The 16,081-nt window shown below is 62.5% G+C and carries 20 protein-coding genes; 12 read left to right on the forward strand and 8 right to left on the reverse strand.

The features are described from left to right. Positions 1–200 precede the first annotated feature (200 nt). Entirely contained in the window at positions 201–1,031 is an 831-nt protein-coding gene (locus ACZ9DP_RS00775) for a hypothetical protein (protein ID WP_476199711.1), read from the reverse strand. Further along, positions 1,024–1,401: a hypothetical protein gene (locus ACZ9DP_RS00780; RefSeq protein ID WP_168318616.1), complete on the reverse strand. Its 378-nt coding sequence runs from the start codon at positions 1,399–1,401 to the stop codon at positions 1,024–1,026. The genes ACZ9DP_RS00775 and ACZ9DP_RS00780 overlap by 8 nt, the downstream gene beginning before the upstream one ends. A gap of 351 nt (positions 1,402–1,752) precedes the next feature. On the opposite strand from ACZ9DP_RS00780, the gene ACZ9DP_RS00785 reads away from it, so the two are divergent. The 7 genes from ACZ9DP_RS00785 to ACZ9DP_RS00815 all read left to right on the forward strand — a co-directional run bounded on the left by ACZ9DP_RS00785 (position 1,753) and on the right by ACZ9DP_RS00815 (position 7,917). Beyond that, positions 1,753–3,537 (forward strand): ParB/RepB/Spo0J family partition protein, encoded by a 1,785-nt coding sequence (locus ACZ9DP_RS00785; RefSeq protein ID WP_476199712.1) that lies wholly within the window; start codon positions 1,753–1,755, stop codon positions 3,535–3,537. Positions 3,538–3,628: 91 nt separating this feature from the next. After that, positions 3,629–4,105, forward strand: coding sequence for a hypothetical protein (locus ACZ9DP_RS00790; protein WP_168318618.1), 477 nt, complete (start codon positions 3,629–3,631; stop codon positions 4,103–4,105). Further along, a complete protein-coding gene (locus tag ACZ9DP_RS00795) occupies positions 4,102–4,986 on the forward strand; it encodes a DUF7007 domain-containing protein (RefSeq protein ID WP_168318619.1) in 885 nt (294 codons plus the stop codon). The genes ACZ9DP_RS00790 and ACZ9DP_RS00795 overlap by 4 nt, the downstream gene beginning before the upstream one ends. Continuing rightward, the gene (locus ACZ9DP_RS00800) at positions 4,986–5,333 is read left to right on the forward strand and encodes a hypothetical protein (RefSeq protein ID WP_476199713.1); all 348 of its coding nucleotides are present in this window, start codon (positions 4,986–4,988) and stop codon (positions 5,331–5,333) included. The genes ACZ9DP_RS00795 and ACZ9DP_RS00800 overlap by 1 nt, the downstream gene beginning before the upstream one ends. Continuing rightward, positions 5,330–5,737 (forward strand): hypothetical protein, encoded by a 408-nt coding sequence (locus ACZ9DP_RS00805; protein ID WP_476199715.1) that lies wholly within the window; start codon positions 5,330–5,332, stop codon positions 5,735–5,737. Before ACZ9DP_RS00800 ends, ACZ9DP_RS00805 begins: the two co-directional genes overlap by 4 nt. 368 nt (positions 5,738–6,105) lie before the next feature. Then, positions 6,106–6,693: a hypothetical protein gene (locus ACZ9DP_RS00810; RefSeq protein ID WP_168318621.1), complete on the forward strand. Its 588-nt coding sequence runs from the start codon at positions 6,106–6,108 to the stop codon at positions 6,691–6,693. Positions 6,694–6,993: 300 nt separating this feature from the next. After that, positions 6,994–7,917: an ArdC family protein gene (locus ACZ9DP_RS00815; protein ID WP_476199716.1), complete on the forward strand. Its 924-nt coding sequence runs from the start codon at positions 6,994–6,996 to the stop codon at positions 7,915–7,917. A gap of 7 nt (positions 7,918–7,924) precedes the next feature. Here the strand turns inward: ACZ9DP_RS00815 and ACZ9DP_RS00820 are convergent, their stop codons facing one another. Then, positions 7,925–8,101 carry a hypothetical protein gene (locus ACZ9DP_RS00820; protein WP_205931420.1) on the reverse strand — a complete coding sequence of 59 codons (177 nt, stop codon included), beginning with the start codon at positions 8,099–8,101 and terminating at the stop codon, positions 7,925–7,927. A gap of 445 nt (positions 8,102–8,546) precedes the next feature. Between ACZ9DP_RS00820 and ACZ9DP_RS00825 the strand changes: the two genes are divergently transcribed. The 5 genes from ACZ9DP_RS00825 to ACZ9DP_RS00845 all read left to right on the forward strand — a co-directional run bounded on the left by ACZ9DP_RS00825 (position 8,547) and on the right by ACZ9DP_RS00845 (position 12,118). Next, complete coding sequence (locus tag ACZ9DP_RS00825) at positions 8,547–8,855, forward strand: DUF736 domain-containing protein (RefSeq protein WP_015341939.1); 309 nt, start codon at positions 8,547–8,549, stop codon at positions 8,853–8,855. A 321-nt stretch (positions 8,856–9,176) separates the two neighbouring features. Then, positions 9,177–9,341, forward strand: a complete 165-nt coding sequence (locus ACZ9DP_RS00830; RefSeq protein WP_476199718.1) for a hypothetical protein — start codon at positions 9,177–9,179, stop codon at positions 9,339–9,341. 323 nt (positions 9,342–9,664) lie between these two features. Next, on the forward strand, positions 9,665–10,156 hold the full coding sequence (locus tag ACZ9DP_RS00835; protein ID WP_476199719.1) for a hypothetical protein: 492 nt from the start codon (positions 9,665–9,667) through the stop codon (positions 10,154–10,156). Positions 10,157–10,602: 446 nt separating this feature from the next. Further along, on the forward strand, positions 10,603–11,670 hold the full coding sequence (locus ACZ9DP_RS00840) for an IS110 family RNA-guided transposase (RefSeq protein WP_476199720.1): 1,068 nt from the start codon (positions 10,603–10,605) through the stop codon (positions 11,668–11,670). 136 nt (positions 11,671–11,806) lie between these two features. Beyond that, complete coding sequence (locus ACZ9DP_RS00845; protein ID WP_476199731.1) at positions 11,807–12,118, forward strand: hypothetical protein; 312 nt, start codon at positions 11,807–11,809, stop codon at positions 12,116–12,118. A gap of 33 nt (positions 12,119–12,151) precedes the next feature. Here ACZ9DP_RS00845 and ACZ9DP_RS00850 read toward each other — a convergent pair whose 3' ends face one another. The 5 genes from ACZ9DP_RS00850 to traC form a co-directional block, all read right to left on the reverse strand. Beyond that, positions 12,152–12,409: a WGR domain-containing protein gene (locus ACZ9DP_RS00850; protein WP_168318626.1), complete on the reverse strand. Its 258-nt coding sequence runs from the start codon at positions 12,407–12,409 to the stop codon at positions 12,152–12,154. A 202-nt stretch (positions 12,410–12,611) separates the two neighbouring features. After that, positions 12,612–13,073, reverse strand: a complete 462-nt coding sequence (locus ACZ9DP_RS00855; protein ID WP_476199729.1) for a thermonuclease family protein — start codon at positions 13,071–13,073, stop codon at positions 12,612–12,614. A gap of 373 nt (positions 13,074–13,446) precedes the next feature. Further along, on the reverse strand, positions 13,447–15,420 hold the full coding sequence (traG, locus tag ACZ9DP_RS00860) for a Ti-type conjugative transfer system protein TraG (RefSeq protein ID WP_168318628.1): 1,974 nt from the start codon (positions 15,418–15,420) through the stop codon (positions 13,447–13,449). After that, a complete protein-coding gene (gene traD, locus ACZ9DP_RS00865; RefSeq protein ID WP_168318629.1) occupies positions 15,413–15,628 on the reverse strand; it encodes a type IV conjugative transfer system coupling protein TraD in 216 nt (71 codons plus the stop codon). The genes traG and traD overlap by 8 nt, the downstream gene beginning before the upstream one ends. A 4-nt stretch (positions 15,629–15,632) precedes the next feature. Beyond that, positions 15,633–15,929 (reverse strand): conjugal transfer protein TraC, encoded by a 297-nt coding sequence (gene traC, locus ACZ9DP_RS00870; protein WP_168318630.1) that lies wholly within the window; start codon positions 15,927–15,929, stop codon positions 15,633–15,635. Positions 15,930–16,081: the final 152 nt, after the last annotated feature.

Below are 16,081 nucleotides of genomic sequence, written 5' to 3' on the forward strand. Positions count from 1 at the left end.
TCCATCTGATCAAAAATCGAGCATAGTGCGCACAGCTGATGCACATGGCGGACTCCTCCCAGTTCTGCCGCACCAGCTGTTCCCCTCTGGAGGTTTAAATTACCTTCACACCTTATGGGCCGCGGTTTTCCGATGGCCCATTTTTTTCGTGGGCCGCCGATTCCCGGAATGGTGTGTTGATGGCATAGGACCGTTGATCGTTACGGCGACAGCCCAACGGTCGTCACTATCGAGCCCGGTATCGTCAGCTCGAGCCCGCTGCATTTGCCTGGCTCAGACAATCTGATGCTCACCCAGCCATCGAACGCCTTCTTCTGAAGCAAAGTACCGTTCAGCGGGTCCGATCCGCAGGTCTTGCCGAGCGATGCGGCTACATCCGTCCAGCCCGCGCCTGGTTTGAAGATGATTTTCGGCGCAAGCTCCGCGCTCAGTTCGGATTTGCCACCTGCAAGCAGCGCGTAGCCTCCAAGTGACAGAATGATGAGGATGGTCAAACCGAATAGCTTACCTTGCTGCCTCTTGAATTCGTTTCGGAGCGCGAGAAACTGTCCAAGGCTCGTTATCGGCGCAATCACAGCGTTCACGGCGGTCCAACTGGCTGCGGCGCTCGTGTAGGCGGGTGTGCCCGGCGAGGACGCCTTGTATTGGGCAATAACCTGATCCCGGTAAGCAATGAGTTCGGAGATCGATCGAACCTGCGGCGGCAGAAGATCTCTCGCCCGCTCGTCGATCTCGTTGGCGATCGCCTTGCTCGCGTTGTCGTCGTTCATCAGTTGCGTGAAATAGAAGACATCCGACGTCAATAGCCCCAAGAGAATGGAAATGGCGGATAGGATTGCTACAAGTCCGAACCCGCCGAGCAGCGCGCCGGCGAAAAGCTCCGTCCCGCTCAAACTCGCGAGCCCGTTGATCGAAGCACCGGCTATGACAGCGGCGCCGACCGCCGCGAGGCTTGTCGCAAGCCACTTTACGGTATCGCGGAGGTTCGCCCTGGCCGAAGCATGGGGATCAGCGGCTGGCCCGTCACCCATTGCTGTTGCCCGTCAGCTTGAACTGTACGGCCATCCATTGCGGCTTACCGAGGTCGGACAGTGTCTTGCTGATTCCATCGATGTCGATGGGCTCAGTGCCCCCGATTTCGAACAGAAACAGGGTTGGTTCGAGCGCGTCATCGTGGGATTTGTGCGCGTTCTTGATTGCCTGGGCGAGTTCGTTCGCGGTCGCAAGCTGCATGGTCTTCGTCTTTGCCTTTCCGTCGGCGATGATCGAGGTCGAGGCTCCGCCGCCCGGCGACCAGATCGGCGGCAAAGCCCCGGTGGTTGGCGCGGGGAGCGTAACGGAGCTCCCGCCGCATTTGATCGTTATCGTTCCATCAACATTCGGCTGTACCGTCAGGCTCATGCCTATGCCCCCCGAGCGATCGACGTGTGAATTCAAAATTGTAGAAGTATAACGTCGCATCTCATCGTATCGAATTTAGAAAGCAAAGAATAGCGATAGAGTAAGGAAGAGGGAAAGGATCGGGTCGCAGATCGGTCCGCCGGTCGCCGCTTCCGCTCAACCGCCGTCTCCGCATCGCGGCCACTCGGCCTTCGCAGGGCTGTCAGCCCCGCTCGTCCTTCGCGGCAGCGATGCTCGACCGCAGTTGCACCCGGCCGCACGCTCCGCGGTCCGGGAAGTGTCTTCGGAAAGAACGAAGACGCGAGAAGGACCGGCAGCGGGCCGTGTCCAATCCCCGAGAAGGAGCATCCCATGCAACTGATGAAGGTCGATCCGCGTGCGCTGAAGGACAACCCTGATAACACGCGCCAGTCGAAGTCCACGCCGCAGGCCGACGCCCTGCTATTGGCGACGATCAAGGCCGTCGGCGTGATCCAGCCGCCGGTCATTTTCCCGGAAGCCGGCGGCAACGGCTATGTCATCGAAGCCGGTCACCGGCGCACCCGGATGGCGGTCGCCGCGGGTCTTGAGGAAATCGACGTAATCGTTGTCGAGGCGGCCAACGACAACGGAGCCATGCGCTCGATGATCGAGAACATCGCGCGCGAGCCGTTGAACCCCGTCGACCAATGGCGGGGCATCGAGCGGCTGGTCGCGCTCGGTTGGACCGAAGAGGCGATCGCCGTAGCGCTTGCCCTCCCGGTCCGCCAGATCCGCAAGCTCCGCCTGCTCGCCAACGTGCTGCCTTCGATGCTCGACCAGATGGCGAAGGGGGACATGCCGAACGAGCAACAGCTGAGGACGATCGCGGCTGCCTCGTCCGAGGAGCAGAAAGAGGTCTGGAAAGCCCACAAGCCGAAGAAGGGCGATACGGCAGTCTGGTGGCAGATCGCCAACGGCCTCTCGAAAACCCGCATGTATGCCCGCGACGCGAGTTTTGGCGACGATCTGCGCCAGGCCTATGGCATCGAGTGGGCGGAGGACCTGTTCGGCCCCGCCGACCAAGATAATCGCTACACCACCAATGTCGAGGCCTTTCTCGGCGCGCAGCAGGAATGGATGTCGAGCAACCTGCCGAAGAAGGGTGCGATAGTCGAGGTCAACAACTGGGGCCAGCCGGACCTGCCGAAGAAGGCCGAGCGTGTGTACGGCAAGCCGGCCAAGGGCGATTGCACCGCAATGTACCTCGACCGCGACGGCAAGGTGCAGAGCGTCCACTACCGGATGCCGGAGGTCACGAAGTCCGCCGGTCAGACCGGCACGGCAGCCGATGGCGCGGAGGAGGCTAACGGCGAGGTGGCGGTCGCCGGAAAGACAAGGCCAGACGTCACGCAGAAGGGCTTCGACATTATCGGTGATTTCCGGACCGATGCGCTGCATGAGGCGCTGGCCCGCGCGCCGATCGAGGACGACATGCTGATGGCGCTCTTGGTCATGGCCTTTGCCGGCACCAATGTCCGGGTCGATTCCGGCGCCAACGACACCATGTTCGGACTGAGGCGGTTCCAACGTCATGTCTCGCGCCTCTATTCCGCCGACGGCAGGCTGTCGGTCGATATGGACAGCGTGCGCGTCGCCGCCCGTTCGGTCCTCATCGACGTGCTTTCTTGCCGCCGTGGCATGTCGAATAGCGGCGTCGTCTCGAGGATCGCCGGCGAGGCAATCGGCGCGGACGGCTTCCTGCCGAATATGGGAACAGAGGATTTCCTTCTGTGCCTGTCGCGCCAGGCGCTGGAGACTGCGGCAAAAGAGGCCAACGTCCAGCCTCGGCCGCGGGTCCGCGAGACCCGCGCCGCCCTCGTCGACCACTTCGCATCGACTGAGGCAACCTTCGTCCATCCGGCGGCGCTGTTTGCGCCTGACCCGAAGGACATCGCCGATCTCCTCAAACATGGCGATTGCTTCGACGAGGAGAATGGCACGGTGGAAGAGGCGACGGGCGATATCGAAGGCAATCTGCAGCCGGGCGCTAGCGACAACGCCGTCGGTTCGGATGCAGCGGATCTGGATCATCAGGATCCTGACGCTGATGCGGTGACGACAACTGATGACGCCTCCGACGCAGAGGAAACCGCCTACGCGATCGCGGCGGAATAGCAGACCCTCTTCTCCGCATGATCTTCCGCCGCCGGCCGCCCCGGCGGCGGTTTCGTTTCAGCCACCACCAAACTCAAAGGAGGATGCGCAAATGTCCGCGTCTCTGATCTATGATATCGCCCCTGTTGGTTCCATCGTCGCCTGGTCGGATGGCACCCCGCGACCGCCAGAGCGGTTCAGGAAGAAGCTCGCCGCCTGGAAGACCCGCAACAGCCAAGGCCGACTGGTCCGCAAGGAGGGCGAGCGCAACCTCGGCGCCACCAGCCTGTCGCCATATTTTACGCTTCACGAGGGCGATCTCGGCGCAAATGGCGTGATCGCGATCCGCATCCACCGCACCTTTTCGCTCGACAGCACGCTGACATTCGAAGTGATCGAGCGACCGCCGCTCGGATCGGTTCGCGTCTTCGATCGCGCCGGGGTCAGCGCCGAGCTCGTGCATCTCGCAATCAATCAGCTCGCTGCCGAGGAATGGCTCTCCCGACATGGCTATCCCCACGCCGTTCTCGAGGAGGTGATCGCCGACGAGGTCGCCGCCGATCACGTCGAAGGGAGGGCTGCGGCATGAACCCGGCACGCACGCTCCAAATAGAGGCCTCCGCCCCTGAAGATTTAGGGGTGGAGTTCGGCACAGCCGCCGATGGCATGGCGGTCGCGCGGATCGGCGATCTCGTCTTCGCAATGGTTCACGCCGGTCACGGGCAATATTTGCTCGCGAGTGCATGGCGCGTGTCCCGCCCGCTTGCCGCGCTGAAGCGCGATGATTTCTATTCCCATCATGGCGCGGTCGCCGACGAAGCGGCGTTTCGCGACCGCATGAACGAACAGGCGGAACACAGCCGCGAGTTGGGGCTGCTTTCCCGACAGAGCGTGCGAATGACCTGCAGCACGCCCTGGGGTCCCTCGCAGGGCGCCACCGTCTATGCCGACGGGATTGTCTGCCACACGACGGCTGGCCATGGCGGCTTCCACTTGTCCTCCGCTCGCAATGCCAGGGTCCATCCGACGCTCAGGGCAGACGGCGGCTGGTACGAGGAGGATGCCGCCTGGGCGGTCGTCGCCCTGACCTTTCCGGACCTGTTCACGGCCTACGAACGCAAGTGCTCGGACAAGACGATCCGCGACAGTTGGCCGGATGCCTGGGAGGAGATCTCCGGTCGCCCCCTTGCACCCGGCGAGTCCTACGAGAAGGATGCCCGAGCCTTCGCGCGGAAGCACGCCGGCGATTGGATCGTCATCTCGGCGCTACGGTCAGACCATCACGCCGGCAAGACGGAGGTGATCGCCACGATCGGCGGCAAGCGCGGCGAGCGCGCGCCAGAGCGTCGGTTCCTGGTGCCGAGCGATGAGTATGCAATCGGCCGCTTCGGCTTCGTCATCGATGAGGCGAGGCATGCCGTCTATGACGGACCCTCCAGCTTCGCCGGTTGGCGTGGGAGGGCGGCGTAATGGCCAGTTCCGAACGACCAGCCGGCGAGCTTGCCAGAATGGAAGCGGCGCGGCGAAAGACACAGCACCAGCTAGCTCTCATCGAGCGGCAGATTACGCGCCGCATGACAGCGCTCATTCCGCAGCTTGGCCGACGCCAGGCTGGCTTTCGCCGGGGCAAGCCGCCGGAGCCGGGCGCCTTCCTCGAACGCTACCGCGCGAACCTGGCAGCTCTGACGGCCGAGCGCCAGCCGGAGCTCGACGCGCTTACCCGAAAACTTGCCCGGCAAGACGCGGCAATCACAGCATTTCGGGTGCGAGTAGAATCCGATGCACCCGTCGCAAACGCCCGGAGGGCGTCGCCATGAGCACGATCGGAGATCTGGAGCGAAAGGCCGGTCTCGGCACATCGCCAGCCGAGAGAACCACATTCTGGCGCCAGTTCCATCATCTCGAGGGAGAAGCCTTTCTGAACGCCGGCGTCGCCGAGCTCAAGCGCCTGATCGAGGCCAGGGAAGCAGTGTCCGATGCCTCGCCAAAGACGCGCGTTGCCCGTTTTCGCCGTGAAGTGATGGCGCCCCTGACGGCCGAACAGCAAGCGGCGCTTCAGGCCTATGCCGCCAAGCATGGCCGCCGCTGGAAATCGATCCTCAGCAATGCGTGGATGGGCGGTCCGCCGCATGATGACGGCGGTGTGTTGCGCGGCCTTCGCAACTCGCACGGTCCGACCTGGCTGCAATCCTACCGGTTGCCCAAGCCGCCCGAACGGTAGGCGAGCATTCACGCCCGGCGCGTGGGGAAGACGGAGTTTGCGGGAAAGCCTCTCGTTTCGTTTCGAGGACGTCGTCTTCCTCTCCACGCCGGATTGCCCTTCGGTTTTGCTGCGGTCTGAACCAGCGGCCGTGCGCTTCAAGGCCGCTGTCGCGCCGCGGTGCGGCCGGACCCCGCCGTTCTTCTCGGAGCAGGCTCGCGTGCTCCGCCGAGGGCAGCTTGCCCTCTTCGCACGCAAACCGGCTCCGCTCGTCCAGGTGGGGCCGGACCCTGAAGCACCCGTCTTTCCGCCGGTTCGGGTTGACCGCACCGAAAGGCAAGGCGGCATGGGGCCGCAGCCGCTTCGGACGACCTCGAAAGGAAACGACCATGGCCAAGCCTACATCCTCTCCTCGCCAATCACCACGCGTCGTGCAACTGCGCAAGGGCGCCACTATCGAAATGGCCAGGCTTACCTGCCCCGACGCCAGCCAGGCGCTGAAGATCGCCGAGAGTTTCGGGACCGCGGTCATCGACAGCGACGGTATCCGCGACCTGCATGAGCGCCTGATCATTGAGACAGCCGATGCGCTCGCTGATGGCCTCGGCGACAAGGCCATGCAGATCCACCTGCAGCGGATCGTCGGAGCCTATGTCGGTTCTGCCCATGGCGCCGGCCAGTTCTACAGCCGCGCCGTCACCGAGGCGCGCGATGCCACGGCCAAGGCCGCCAACGATGCCCGTGACGAGGACCTCGACGGCCCCGTCGGCTATGACAGCGCCGCCCAGCGCAAGCGGGAGTTTGCCGCCGACATGGGCATACAGGCCCATTCGCTCAGAATGGCAGCCGAAGGTGCCGTCGCTGCCTATGCCCAGGTCATCGGCGAGACCTGGAAGCCTTTCGACCGGCCGGTCGAGCAGCCGGGCACGTCGCTCAGCCGCAAGGCCGCCGAAGCGCAAATCTCAGCCTTCGACTAGACGCCTCGAGCGGGGCTCCGCCCGGCTATTCAATCGACACCAGAACGGCCGGCTCCATGGCGGGACCGGCCTTTTTCGTGTCGCGGAGGCGGAAACGAGCAAAATGAAATGAAATCGATGGCACGCCCGCCGCGGCCCGTTCCGTTCGTTGGGTCTGCAGGAGCCGCCGGCGGACGCAACGGCTTTGCCGTCCTGCACTTCGTTGCGGCCGTTCCGGTGCATCCGCCGGCTGCCTTGCTCCTGCCCTTGCCCCTCCGCAACGGGTCGCGACAGGCGCGGCCTCGAAACGGAGATTTTGATATGAGCAGCACAGAAAATCAGCCGGGCGATCTCTACAGCCGCATCACCGACAAGATCATCGAAGATCTTGCGAAGGGCGTGCGGCCCTGGATGAAACCATGGAATGCGGCGAACACGGCAGGCCGTATTGCCCGGCCGCTGCGTTACAACGGGCAACCCTATTCTGGCGTCAACGTGCTGCTTTTATGGTCGGAGGGCATCGCACGGGGTTATACGTCATCCACATGGATGACGTTCAAGCAGTCCCTTGAACTGGGCGCCGCGGTCCGCAAAGGCGAGACCGGCACGGCCGTCGTCTTCGCCAGCCGTTTCACCAAGTCCGGAACTGACGGAAATGGCGGCGAAGTCGAGCGGGAAATCCCCCTCCTGAAGGCGTACAGTGTGTTCAACGTCGAACAAATCGACGGACTTCCCGACCAGTATTATCAGCGGCCCGCGCCGGTTCCAGATCCGGTCCAGCGCATCGAGCATGCCGATCGGTTCTTCCGCAACACGGGTGCTTTTATTCGCCACGGTGGCAACCAAGCCTTCTTCTCGCCGGCCGCCGATCTCATTCAGATGCCGCTGTTCGCGAGCTTCAAGGACGCTGCTAGCTACTATGCGACCCTGAGTCACGAGGTTACCCATTGGACTGCGGCGAACCACCGTGTCGGTCGCGACCTCAGCCGCTACGCCAAGGACAAGAGCGAGCGTGCTCGCGAGGAATTAATTGCCGAGCTCGGCAGTTGCTTCCTATGCGCCGACCTTGGAATTGTTCCCGAGCTCGAGCCCCGCCCCGATCACGCGTCCTATCTTGACTTCTGGCTCAAGGTCCTGACCGACGACAGACGGGCGATCTTCCAGGCGGCAGCGCATGCGCAACGGGCCGTGAGCTTCCTGCATGGCCTGCAGCCCGAGCGCGCCGACGAGCGGCTTGCTGCGTAACGACTTGTCAGCGCCGGTCGTTGGTCTCGCCAGCGGCCGGCAACTCTCGGCCGTCAGTCGCGGTGGGCGTGTCACGATCAGTCGCAAGGTCCAGTTTGCCCCAGATCGAGGTTTTCCGGTCGATCGGCTTGAGCTTCCGGGACGGCTTGATTTCGACGATGAACGGCTTTGTCTGCTGACGCATAGATCCTCCAGGCGACGAATCGCAAGGCGCGACGATAGCGCGGAGGATGGGCAATGCAACGCCCTACGCTCGGGGGTTCAGCGAGGTTTGGCTCTGACATGTGGACGCGACAGCGGAGCGATCGTTCTGGCGTTTGGACGGGCATTCGTGGATTGGCAGCCATTGCCATATCCCTTCGACCACTGCACCAGACCACGACCTTCGCGGGCTCGATGAGGCATGTCTGATCGAAGACCGGCTTCGCCTCGATCGTCCTCCCGCAACGGCCTTGCGAAACTTTCTTCCCCTGAGCGCGATGCGCTCATTCCTCGCGGAGCAACAAAGCTTCTCCTGGCCGCCCTCCATTTCATTCCGGCCTTTCAGGTGCGGTCCGATCGTCCCCGATCCTTGCGACAGCCATCGAGGCCGCGATGGGCGCGGCCCGAAACAGCAAAGGAATGCGACAATGGCAACCATCGGCACCTTCACCACCTCCGAAACCGGCTTCAACGGGTCGATCCGCACGCTCGCCCTCAACGTCAAGGCCCGCATCGCCCGCATCGAAAACCCCTCCGACAAGGGCCCGCACTTCCGCATCTACGCAGGCAATGTCGAGCTGGGTGCGGCCTGGCAGAAGCGCTCCGAGCAGGACCGCGACTATCTCTCGGTCAAGCTCGACGATCCGAGCTTCCCCGCCCCGATCTACGCAACGCTCACCGAGGTCGAAGGCGAGGACGGCTACCAGCTGATCTGGTCCCGCCCCAACCGGGACTGAGGCCCGGACAGGCCTCGCCGAAAGGCGGGGCCAAACCCGCCACAGAGACAAGCCGGTGACAGGCATCGAGCCTGCCGCCGGCTTTTTCGGTGCGATACGGAGAGGGACTATTGTCTGCTCAGATCGGCCTATCGTGCCGGGAGCAAATGCCGGCGCCGAAGGACGCGCGGTTCCCCCAATTTTGTCTCCGCTTCGTACCTCCGCTCCAACAAAATCGGCTCCCCCACGCGCCGGCTCCGCCGGTCGCTGGCGCGCTCCTTGACCCCGTCATCTCCTCCCGCCGCGCGGTCTCGTCTTTCACGAACTCAAGGAGATGAGACGATGACGATCGAACAGCACATCGAGGAACTGCGGGCCGAGTTGAGGAACGCCTGCGATGCCGTCGAGCGGCGCCAGGTCGAAGCGGAGCTTCAGCTCGCCCAGGCTGATCTGGCCGTGGTGCTTGCCGAACAGGACGGCATCATCGAAGCCGAGCCGCCTTTCTGAGGCGGCTTTTCTGCGTCACGTCGAGCCGGTTCGCCGGATTGACCGGCTTACCGGCTGTCAGGGATTTCACCCCTCGACACTCCCGCCGGCTCACGCCGGACACGGTCGCGGCCCATTCTGACCCGCGGGTCTCTTCTCTCTCTGACGTCCCATTCTACTCCAGCAAATCCGGCGTCAAGGACGGCGCGGTCTCCCCCAATTTTTCCGTCGCTGCGCTTCCCGAAAAATCAGCTCCCCCGCTTGCAAGTCGCGTTCCGCGCTCCTTGACCCCTCTTTGCCACGGAGTGGCCGATCTCCGTCATCAAGATGAAGGAGATCACATCATGACCACGGATCAGAATCTTATGCTCCACACCAAGCTTTCCGGTTTCCGGCTCGTCGTGCTTGCAAACCGCTTCGGCTGCGATACCGAGTTTTCACGAGCGCTTCATGACCGCCTGATCGAAGGGCTCGATGCGGCTCACGCTCACCTCCGCACCATCATGGCATTGGAACGGAGCGTTCTTGCCGGCGACGACGACTATGCCGCCTATCGGCTCGCAGGCGAGAACGAGATGTTCGAGCGTTTCACCATCAACTTGCTGGATGAGCTCGAGATCGATTTCGACACGCACGAATACCGCATCAACGGTGGCGATTGGACCAATGCTTTGTCGGCGGATTGCGACGGCGTCGATATCGATTATCCAAGACTGGTCGCGATGTGCGAGACCGAACTGGGTTCCTTGGCAGCGATCGTCAGGGATATCCGCCAGGAAACCGGCATCGTCATTCATGCGGCGCGTGTCGCCTACGCGAGATGCGAAAGCTCCTGAGGCGGCCTTTGCGATTTCCGAGGACGGCGAGAGCGGCTGCATGAGGGCATTGGCAAGCTTTCGATCGCAGCGAGCGCGACCAGTTCAACGTCTCCTTGTCGACAAGCTGTCATCTCTTATCGGGGATATTGCAGCCCCTCGGTCCGGCCGCAACCTGGCGCCGCCGGAATTTTCCCCGCCGCATTCCGCGGCTCCTCGCGCGTCAAAATTCAGGCGCCGCCAGGTCCTCCGCGTCCGTTACGGCCCTTTGGGTGCGCCCCTCCTTTTCGGTCTGACGCTTATCCCCTGCGATGACCGCATTTCGAAAGGAGGTGGCATGAAAGAGTGCGCGCCCGCTGAGAGAACGGATCACTGAGATGCAGTCGATGATCGAGGGACAGTCACACCTCCAGCCTTTCGGCTTATCCTATTGGGGTTTAGAAGATCTCAATAAGGGAGTTGGAAGCATGACTGCCTCTTATGAATACCATATCGGCGTCGACTACCACAAATCCTACAGCCACCTGGTGGTTCAGGACAGCAGCGGCAAGACGCTACGATCCGGCCGGGTGAAGAACGATCGACAGTCGCTCGGCGGGTTCCTCGAACGCTACCGGGAGAACTCGCATGCGGTTGTCGAGGCCACCCGCAACTGGATGGTGATCTACGATTGGCTCGACGACATTTGTGATGATGTCGTTCTCGCCCATCCCTTGAAGGTCAAGGCAATCGCTGACGCCAAGATCAAGACCGACAAGATCGATGCGACGGTGCTGGCGCATCTGCTCAGAGCCGACCTGGTGCCGGAGGCCTGGGCTCCTGGCGAAGGAGCAAGAGAGCTGCGCGTCGCGCTGCGCGAACGGATGTTTTACGTGCGGCTGCGGACGATGACGAAGAATCGCATCGTCACGGTGTTTGATCGTTATCCGGAGCAGACGGCGCAGCTGAAGAAGCTCGGCGATCTGTTCGGCAAGGCCGGCCGCATTCAGCTGGCGCAGGTCAACGTCTCAGAGATCGACCGCATCCAGATCGATCGCGGCCTCGCCTTCATCGGCGACATCGACGTGCGGATCAAGCAGTCGGAGGCGACGATCCGGGCGATGACCAAGGCCAATGCCAATGTGAAGCTGTTGGAGACGATCCCCGGCATCGGCGAGTTCTTCGCCCGGCTGATCGATGCGGAGATCGACGACATATCGCGGTTCCGCACACCGAAGAAGCTTGCCGCCTATGCCGGTCTGGTGCCGTCGACCTATTCTTCCGGCGGCAAGACCTTTCACGGCAAGATCATCAAGCAGGGCAACAAGTGGCTGCGCTGGGCGTTCGTCGAGGCGGTTTCTCCCGCCATCGCCACTGATGCGCAGCTTCGGGCCCAATACGAGCATCTGAAGATCAGAGGAACAAACAAGGCGCGAGTTGCGATTGCGCGCAAGCTTTTGACGATCGCCTTCCACATCCTGCGTGACCAGCGCGCTTATGAGCCGCGCGGCGAAAACACCATGGAAGGGACGTCGACGATATCCCGGTTGTCCTGATGGCCGTTTAGCGAGTCCGGCAGGACTGGGCTGCGCTCTTGAAGGAGAATGGGAAACCGGGGGCCGAACGCCACTCTGTGACCGAAGCCAGGAAGGGCATCAGGTTACGAATTGGAGAATGGTTTAAGACCGCAGGATGCAAACAACGCTGTCCAGCGGAGGGAGAGATTTAGCCGATCGGCAAAACAGCCGGTCAAAAACACAACCGAACCCAAGGAAAAGCCGCCAGTTAAAGGCGTTTTGTCCCTTGTGTTCTTTCATTGGAGAAACGCCATGCAACAACTCGCCCAATTCCTCGCCGCCACCCGGCCGCCAGCTCCGCGCCCTCGGCAAGGTGATCAGCCACTTCTTCCGCAAGGCCAAGCTCGCACTGAAGCTCGCGATCAAGATCCCGTTCTTCGTCGAGATCGAGGTGTCGTTCGAGACCGATTGGAACCGGCGTCGATGAGGCGCCCTTACGGCCCGCTTCGGCGGGCCGTTCTCATCTCGCCGCTGAGGCGCGCGGACGATAGCCGCGCTTGCGCTTTCGTCGGAGCAGATCGAGAAACAGGTCTACGGCTTCCTCTTCCCGACCGAAATGATGGACCATCATCTGGCCTTTGGCGCCAATGCGGCCCCACTTCCTGAGCAGGCAGACATCGCCGAACAGGTTCGGCTCGATCGAAATGGCATAATAGCGCGCCATGTTCTTCGCCACATCGGTGCGTTCGACATAAAGATGGTAGGGTTGCGCGATCATGAGGGTAGAATCGCCGATCCCGACAACCGCGTCCAACGACACTTATGAATCGGTCGGCGCTGATCGATTCACGACGGTGATGATAAGCGAGGGGACGAGACAGGGTTGGGTGAGACGCCTTCGGCGCACGGCTCTACTCGCTCACGCTCCCCGAACCCGCCGGGCGGTTTCGGCCATCCGGCAACGATCCTCTCGCGGGTCCTCAGCCGCACCATCCGTGTCTGGCACCGTCCCAGCGTCTGGCAAGGCCCTCGTTAATGAGTATGTCTCCGAGCGAGTGTCCCGATCGCAAGACGGTCCGGAGCTTGCGGCCATACTTGTCTTCGTCGCGCCAGCCGGCCGCCAGTGAGAAGTTGCCGGCATTGAGCAGCGCCAGCAGGCGTGCTTTCGCGGCCTCACCCTTGATGCGTTCCGCTTCGCATCTCGGCGGGCTGAGTTCCGGCGTGTCGATATCCGCGATGCGGATTTTCTCGCCGCGGAACCAGAACGTATCGCCGTCGACGACGCAATTCACATGACGGCCGCCGCCGCAGATTGAAAATGCGGCGGACGATGAGTCCGTTACCGGTGTCTTAGCAACAGCCGGCAGTGCGGGGAGGTCGCCGGCGCCGCCAAAGGCAAGCCAGCCTGTAGGAACAACGACGATGGCTGAGATGACTGCCATAAGCAATATGCGCGGACCGTTCTGTCCCGTCTGAGGTTTTCCCTGCGGGCTACGGCGATCGTTCTTGCCGCCGGACTTCCGCAGCCTCCTGAACGGAACCACATTCGATTTCGCCACTTGCCCGCTCCTCTCCTGTGTTCCTCAACCTATCTCGGACCCGGTTTCATCTGCGTTTACGGAGACGCTCGGCCTCGACCTTCAGTCAGGCCGGCAGAACGGTGTGCGAGAGCGGGGCGCAGTCGGTCCCGCCTCCCCTGCGGGCCACTATGTTGAGGCTCCTGCGGCTGCGCTATTTCCCGTTCCCCGCACGACGAGAATTCCCGAAATCCCACCCCCTGGGTGGCCGCTATGCTGATTTCTCCGATACTCTTCATCATCCTCGATCGGCCTTGCTCGTTGCACTGCGCACCGGCTCGATCGGATTCGCTTCGGGTCTGTCTTTGAGCTGTGGAAACTTGTTTGTCCCGACGCACCTCTTCATATCCTCACGCCGGAACCAGATGGCGCGGCCGCATCTCAGCGGCGCGTTCCCGGCCGTGAAGACGATCTGCTCGTCGGCACGCATGCGCAGCACCTCGTGCGATTGGATCAGAGGTCTGGCGGCGAGTTGCTTCGATCGCGTGCGCGAGGATCCCTTCGCCTGAGAACTGCGGCTGACCTGGTCGATCTCAACCGTCGTCATGCCGCAACGGCGCGAGATGTACTCGGCGGTTTCGGGATCGTTGATCGCGGCAAAGGAGATCCAACTCGCGCTCTCGAACCATTTGCTGGCCGCGTCGCGCCCGCCATATGTCTCGCGCATCTGGCCAATCGACTGGTAGATCATGAGGAGCGTGATGCCGTATTTCCGACCGGCGTCGCGGGCTGTCTCCAGGATCCGCATGTAGCCGAGGCGCGCGACCTCATCGAGGAGAAATAGCGCCCTGCCCTCCATTTGCCCATTGCGGTTATAAATCGCGTTTAGGAACGAGCCGATGATGACGCGCGCCAAGCCCGAATGCGTCTCCAGTGTCTTGAGGTCGACGTTGATGAAGATGTCGGTCTTTCCCTCTCCAAGATCCTGCGTCGTAAAGGTCGAGCCCGAGACCAGGGCGGCGTAGTTCGGATAGGACAGCCAATGTGTTTCCTTGACCGCGTTGGCGTAGACGCCGGAGAAGGTCTCGGGCGTCATATTGACGAAGGCCGCGACATTTTCCTTCACGAAGTCCGAGTCTGAATTGTCGTAGATCGACTGCAGCCGTTCACGCAGTTTCGGCTCCGGCTCGGAGAGGTTCTTGCGCACCTGGCGAAGCGTCTGGTCGTTCTCCGGCGTGTGGCCGGAGAGGCAAACATCGGCAATCAGCGCTGTCAGCAGCTGCAAGGCGGAGGCGCGGAAGAAGTCGTCACGAACGCCGCGCGCGCCGCCGCTATCGCTCATGATCCACGACGCGACCGAGGCAATATCCTCCTCCTTCGTCCCGCCGAACTGGCCGATCCAGTCGAGCGCGTTAAAGCCGATCTCCGAGCGCTTCGGATCGAGGACAAAGACATCTCGATCGGCGTCGCCGCGATGCTTCGATACCATCAGGGCGACCTCGTTCGAGGGGTCGAGGACAACGAGCGCTCCACCCCATTTGAGCGCGGTTGGGATCGTGACCGATGTCGTCTTGAAGCCGCCGGAGCCGGCGAAGACAATTCCGTGCGAAGATCCAAAGGAGCCGTCGAAGCAAACCAGCGGCGACTTCCCGCCTGCTCCCCACGTCTCGGCGCTATCGGCGCGAAACGCGTGTGCCGCAACGCTGTCTCTGTCGACCCGGTAGCGCTCGCCGATGACGATACCGCCATCCGCGGCAAACAGCTTTTCGGCTTGCGACAGCTTCATCCAGTCGGCCTCGCCGTGCAGAGCCCGCTTGCCGTAAATGCGTTTCGGCTCGGACCTGGCGAAAGCGGCGTTGCCGGCGATCGCCACCCGCATGCCGAACAACGCCGACATCAGCACGGCGGCCGCGCCGATCGTCGTTGCGGGATCGAGATAGTTCAGGATCGACTTGCCGGCTGGCACCTCGCCCCGGAACGCGGAGAGCCGTATCGTCTCACGCAGGATCGCAACGACGAGCGTGGCGATCGCGCCTGTGAAAACGCCCCAACCGGCTGACCTGATCCTGGGCGAGCCGGCCGCCGCAAACAGGAAGACGATGCCGACGAGGGAGGCGACGACATAGGGTAGAGCGATGCCCGTCCGGCCGAGCATCTGTTTTGCGACATCATTCTTGCCGAAGGCGGAAAGCCAGTGTTCGACCCCCGCCATGCCGATTGCCGTCAGCATCATCAATGCGCAGGGTGCGACGTATAGAAGGATCCTATTCATCGCTCTCTCCGAACGCCGCAGCACCAATCGCGGTGAGGCGAACGCGCTCCTGCTGGTCTTGCTTCAGGCGGCCGGCGGCATCGATGAGAAGCCCGAGCAGCAGCGCCCGCTTCTCGTGGCGAAGCCCGGCCTTGACGATGAGGCCGCCAAGCTCGATCTTTTCCCGCGTGTCCTTCTTGCGGGCGTCGGAAGTTGCCGTGCGCGCCATCCGCTCAAGCCTCAGTAGTGCCGCCCGCAGCCGCGCCAGTCGCGTCCTGCGTGGACGATGCGCTGCTTTCGCCGGCGTTATCCCCCTTCTTCCCTCCGGTCGCAGCGACCTTGCGTCCGCGAAACCGCTTCGCCAGGTCCTCGAAGGCTGCCTGCAGCTCTGTCTCATCGACTTCGATCTCGCCGAGACCTGCCTTGAGCGCGATCCGGCCGATGCGCTCGGCCTCCCGGGTCTCGGCCGCCTTGAGTTGCTCTTGGAGCCTGGCGATTTCGTCGCGGATTTTCGAGGATGGCTTCTTCATGGGCTGATGTCTCCTGGGTGAGAAAGCTTGGTCTTTCGAGCCCAGTCTTTCCGATCGACTTGCGGAACGCACTAGGCGGATCATGCAATCGCCAGCGGCGATGCTTTGGTGAATGATCCCGGCCGTTCCGAAGGAGCGGATCCAAAGGGCGC

The organism is Rhizobium sp. USDA 4016 (genome assembly GCF_056279705.1).

Excerpts from the sequence above, each read along its gene's own strand:
- ACZ9DP_RS00775 (WP_476199711.1), bottom strand. The coding sequence starts at position 1,031 with ATGGGTGACGGGCCAGCCGCTGATCCCCATGCTTCGGCCAGGGCGAAC.
- ACZ9DP_RS00780 (WP_168318616.1), bottom strand. The coding sequence starts at position 1,401 with ATGAGCCTGACGGTACAGCCGAATGTTGATGGAACGATAACGATCAAA.
- ACZ9DP_RS00785 (WP_476199712.1), top strand. The coding sequence starts at position 1,753 with ATGCAACTGATGAAGGTCGATCCGCGTGCGCTGAAGGACAACCCTGAT.
- ACZ9DP_RS00790 (WP_168318618.1), top strand. The coding sequence starts at position 3,629 with ATGTCCGCGTCTCTGATCTATGATATCGCCCCTGTTGGTTCCATCGTC.
- ACZ9DP_RS00795 (WP_168318619.1), top strand. The coding sequence starts at position 4,102 with ATGAACCCGGCACGCACGCTCCAAATAGAGGCCTCCGCCCCTGAAGAT.
- ACZ9DP_RS00800 (WP_476199713.1), top strand. The coding sequence starts at position 4,986 with ATGGCCAGTTCCGAACGACCAGCCGGCGAGCTTGCCAGAATGGAAGCG.
- ACZ9DP_RS00805 (WP_476199715.1), top strand. The coding sequence starts at position 5,330 with ATGAGCACGATCGGAGATCTGGAGCGAAAGGCCGGTCTCGGCACATCG.
- ACZ9DP_RS00810 (WP_168318621.1), top strand. The coding sequence starts at position 6,106 with ATGGCCAAGCCTACATCCTCTCCTCGCCAATCACCACGCGTCGTGCAA.
- ACZ9DP_RS00815 (WP_476199716.1), top strand. The coding sequence starts at position 6,994 with ATGAGCAGCACAGAAAATCAGCCGGGCGATCTCTACAGCCGCATCACC.
- ACZ9DP_RS00820 (WP_205931420.1), bottom strand. The coding sequence starts at position 8,101 with ATGCGTCAGCAGACAAAGCCGTTCATCGTCGAAATCAAGCCGTCCCGG.
- ACZ9DP_RS00825 (WP_015341939.1), top strand. The coding sequence starts at position 8,547 with ATGGCAACCATCGGCACCTTCACCACCTCCGAAACCGGCTTCAACGGG.
- ACZ9DP_RS00830 (WP_476199718.1), top strand. The coding sequence starts at position 9,177 with ATGACGATCGAACAGCACATCGAGGAACTGCGGGCCGAGTTGAGGAAC.
- ACZ9DP_RS00835 (WP_476199719.1), top strand. The coding sequence starts at position 9,665 with ATGACCACGGATCAGAATCTTATGCTCCACACCAAGCTTTCCGGTTTC.
- ACZ9DP_RS00840 (WP_476199720.1), top strand. The coding sequence starts at position 10,603 with ATGACTGCCTCTTATGAATACCATATCGGCGTCGACTACCACAAATCC.
- ACZ9DP_RS00845 (WP_476199731.1), top strand. The coding sequence starts at position 11,807 with ATGCAAACAACGCTGTCCAGCGGAGGGAGAGATTTAGCCGATCGGCAA.
- ACZ9DP_RS00850 (WP_168318626.1), bottom strand. The coding sequence starts at position 12,409 with ATGATCGCGCAACCCTACCATCTTTATGTCGAACGCACCGATGTGGCG.
- ACZ9DP_RS00855 (WP_476199729.1), bottom strand. The coding sequence starts at position 13,073 with ATGGCAGTCATCTCAGCCATCGTCGTTGTTCCTACAGGCTGGCTTGCC.
- traG (WP_168318628.1), bottom strand. The coding sequence starts at position 15,420 with ATGAATAGGATCCTTCTATACGTCGCACCCTGCGCATTGATGATGCTG.
- traD (WP_168318629.1), bottom strand. The coding sequence starts at position 15,628 with ATGGCGCGCACGGCAACTTCCGACGCCCGCAAGAAGGACACGCGGGAA.
- traC (WP_168318630.1), bottom strand. The coding sequence starts at position 15,929 with ATGAAGAAGCCATCCTCGAAAATCCGCGACGAAATCGCCAGGCTCCAA.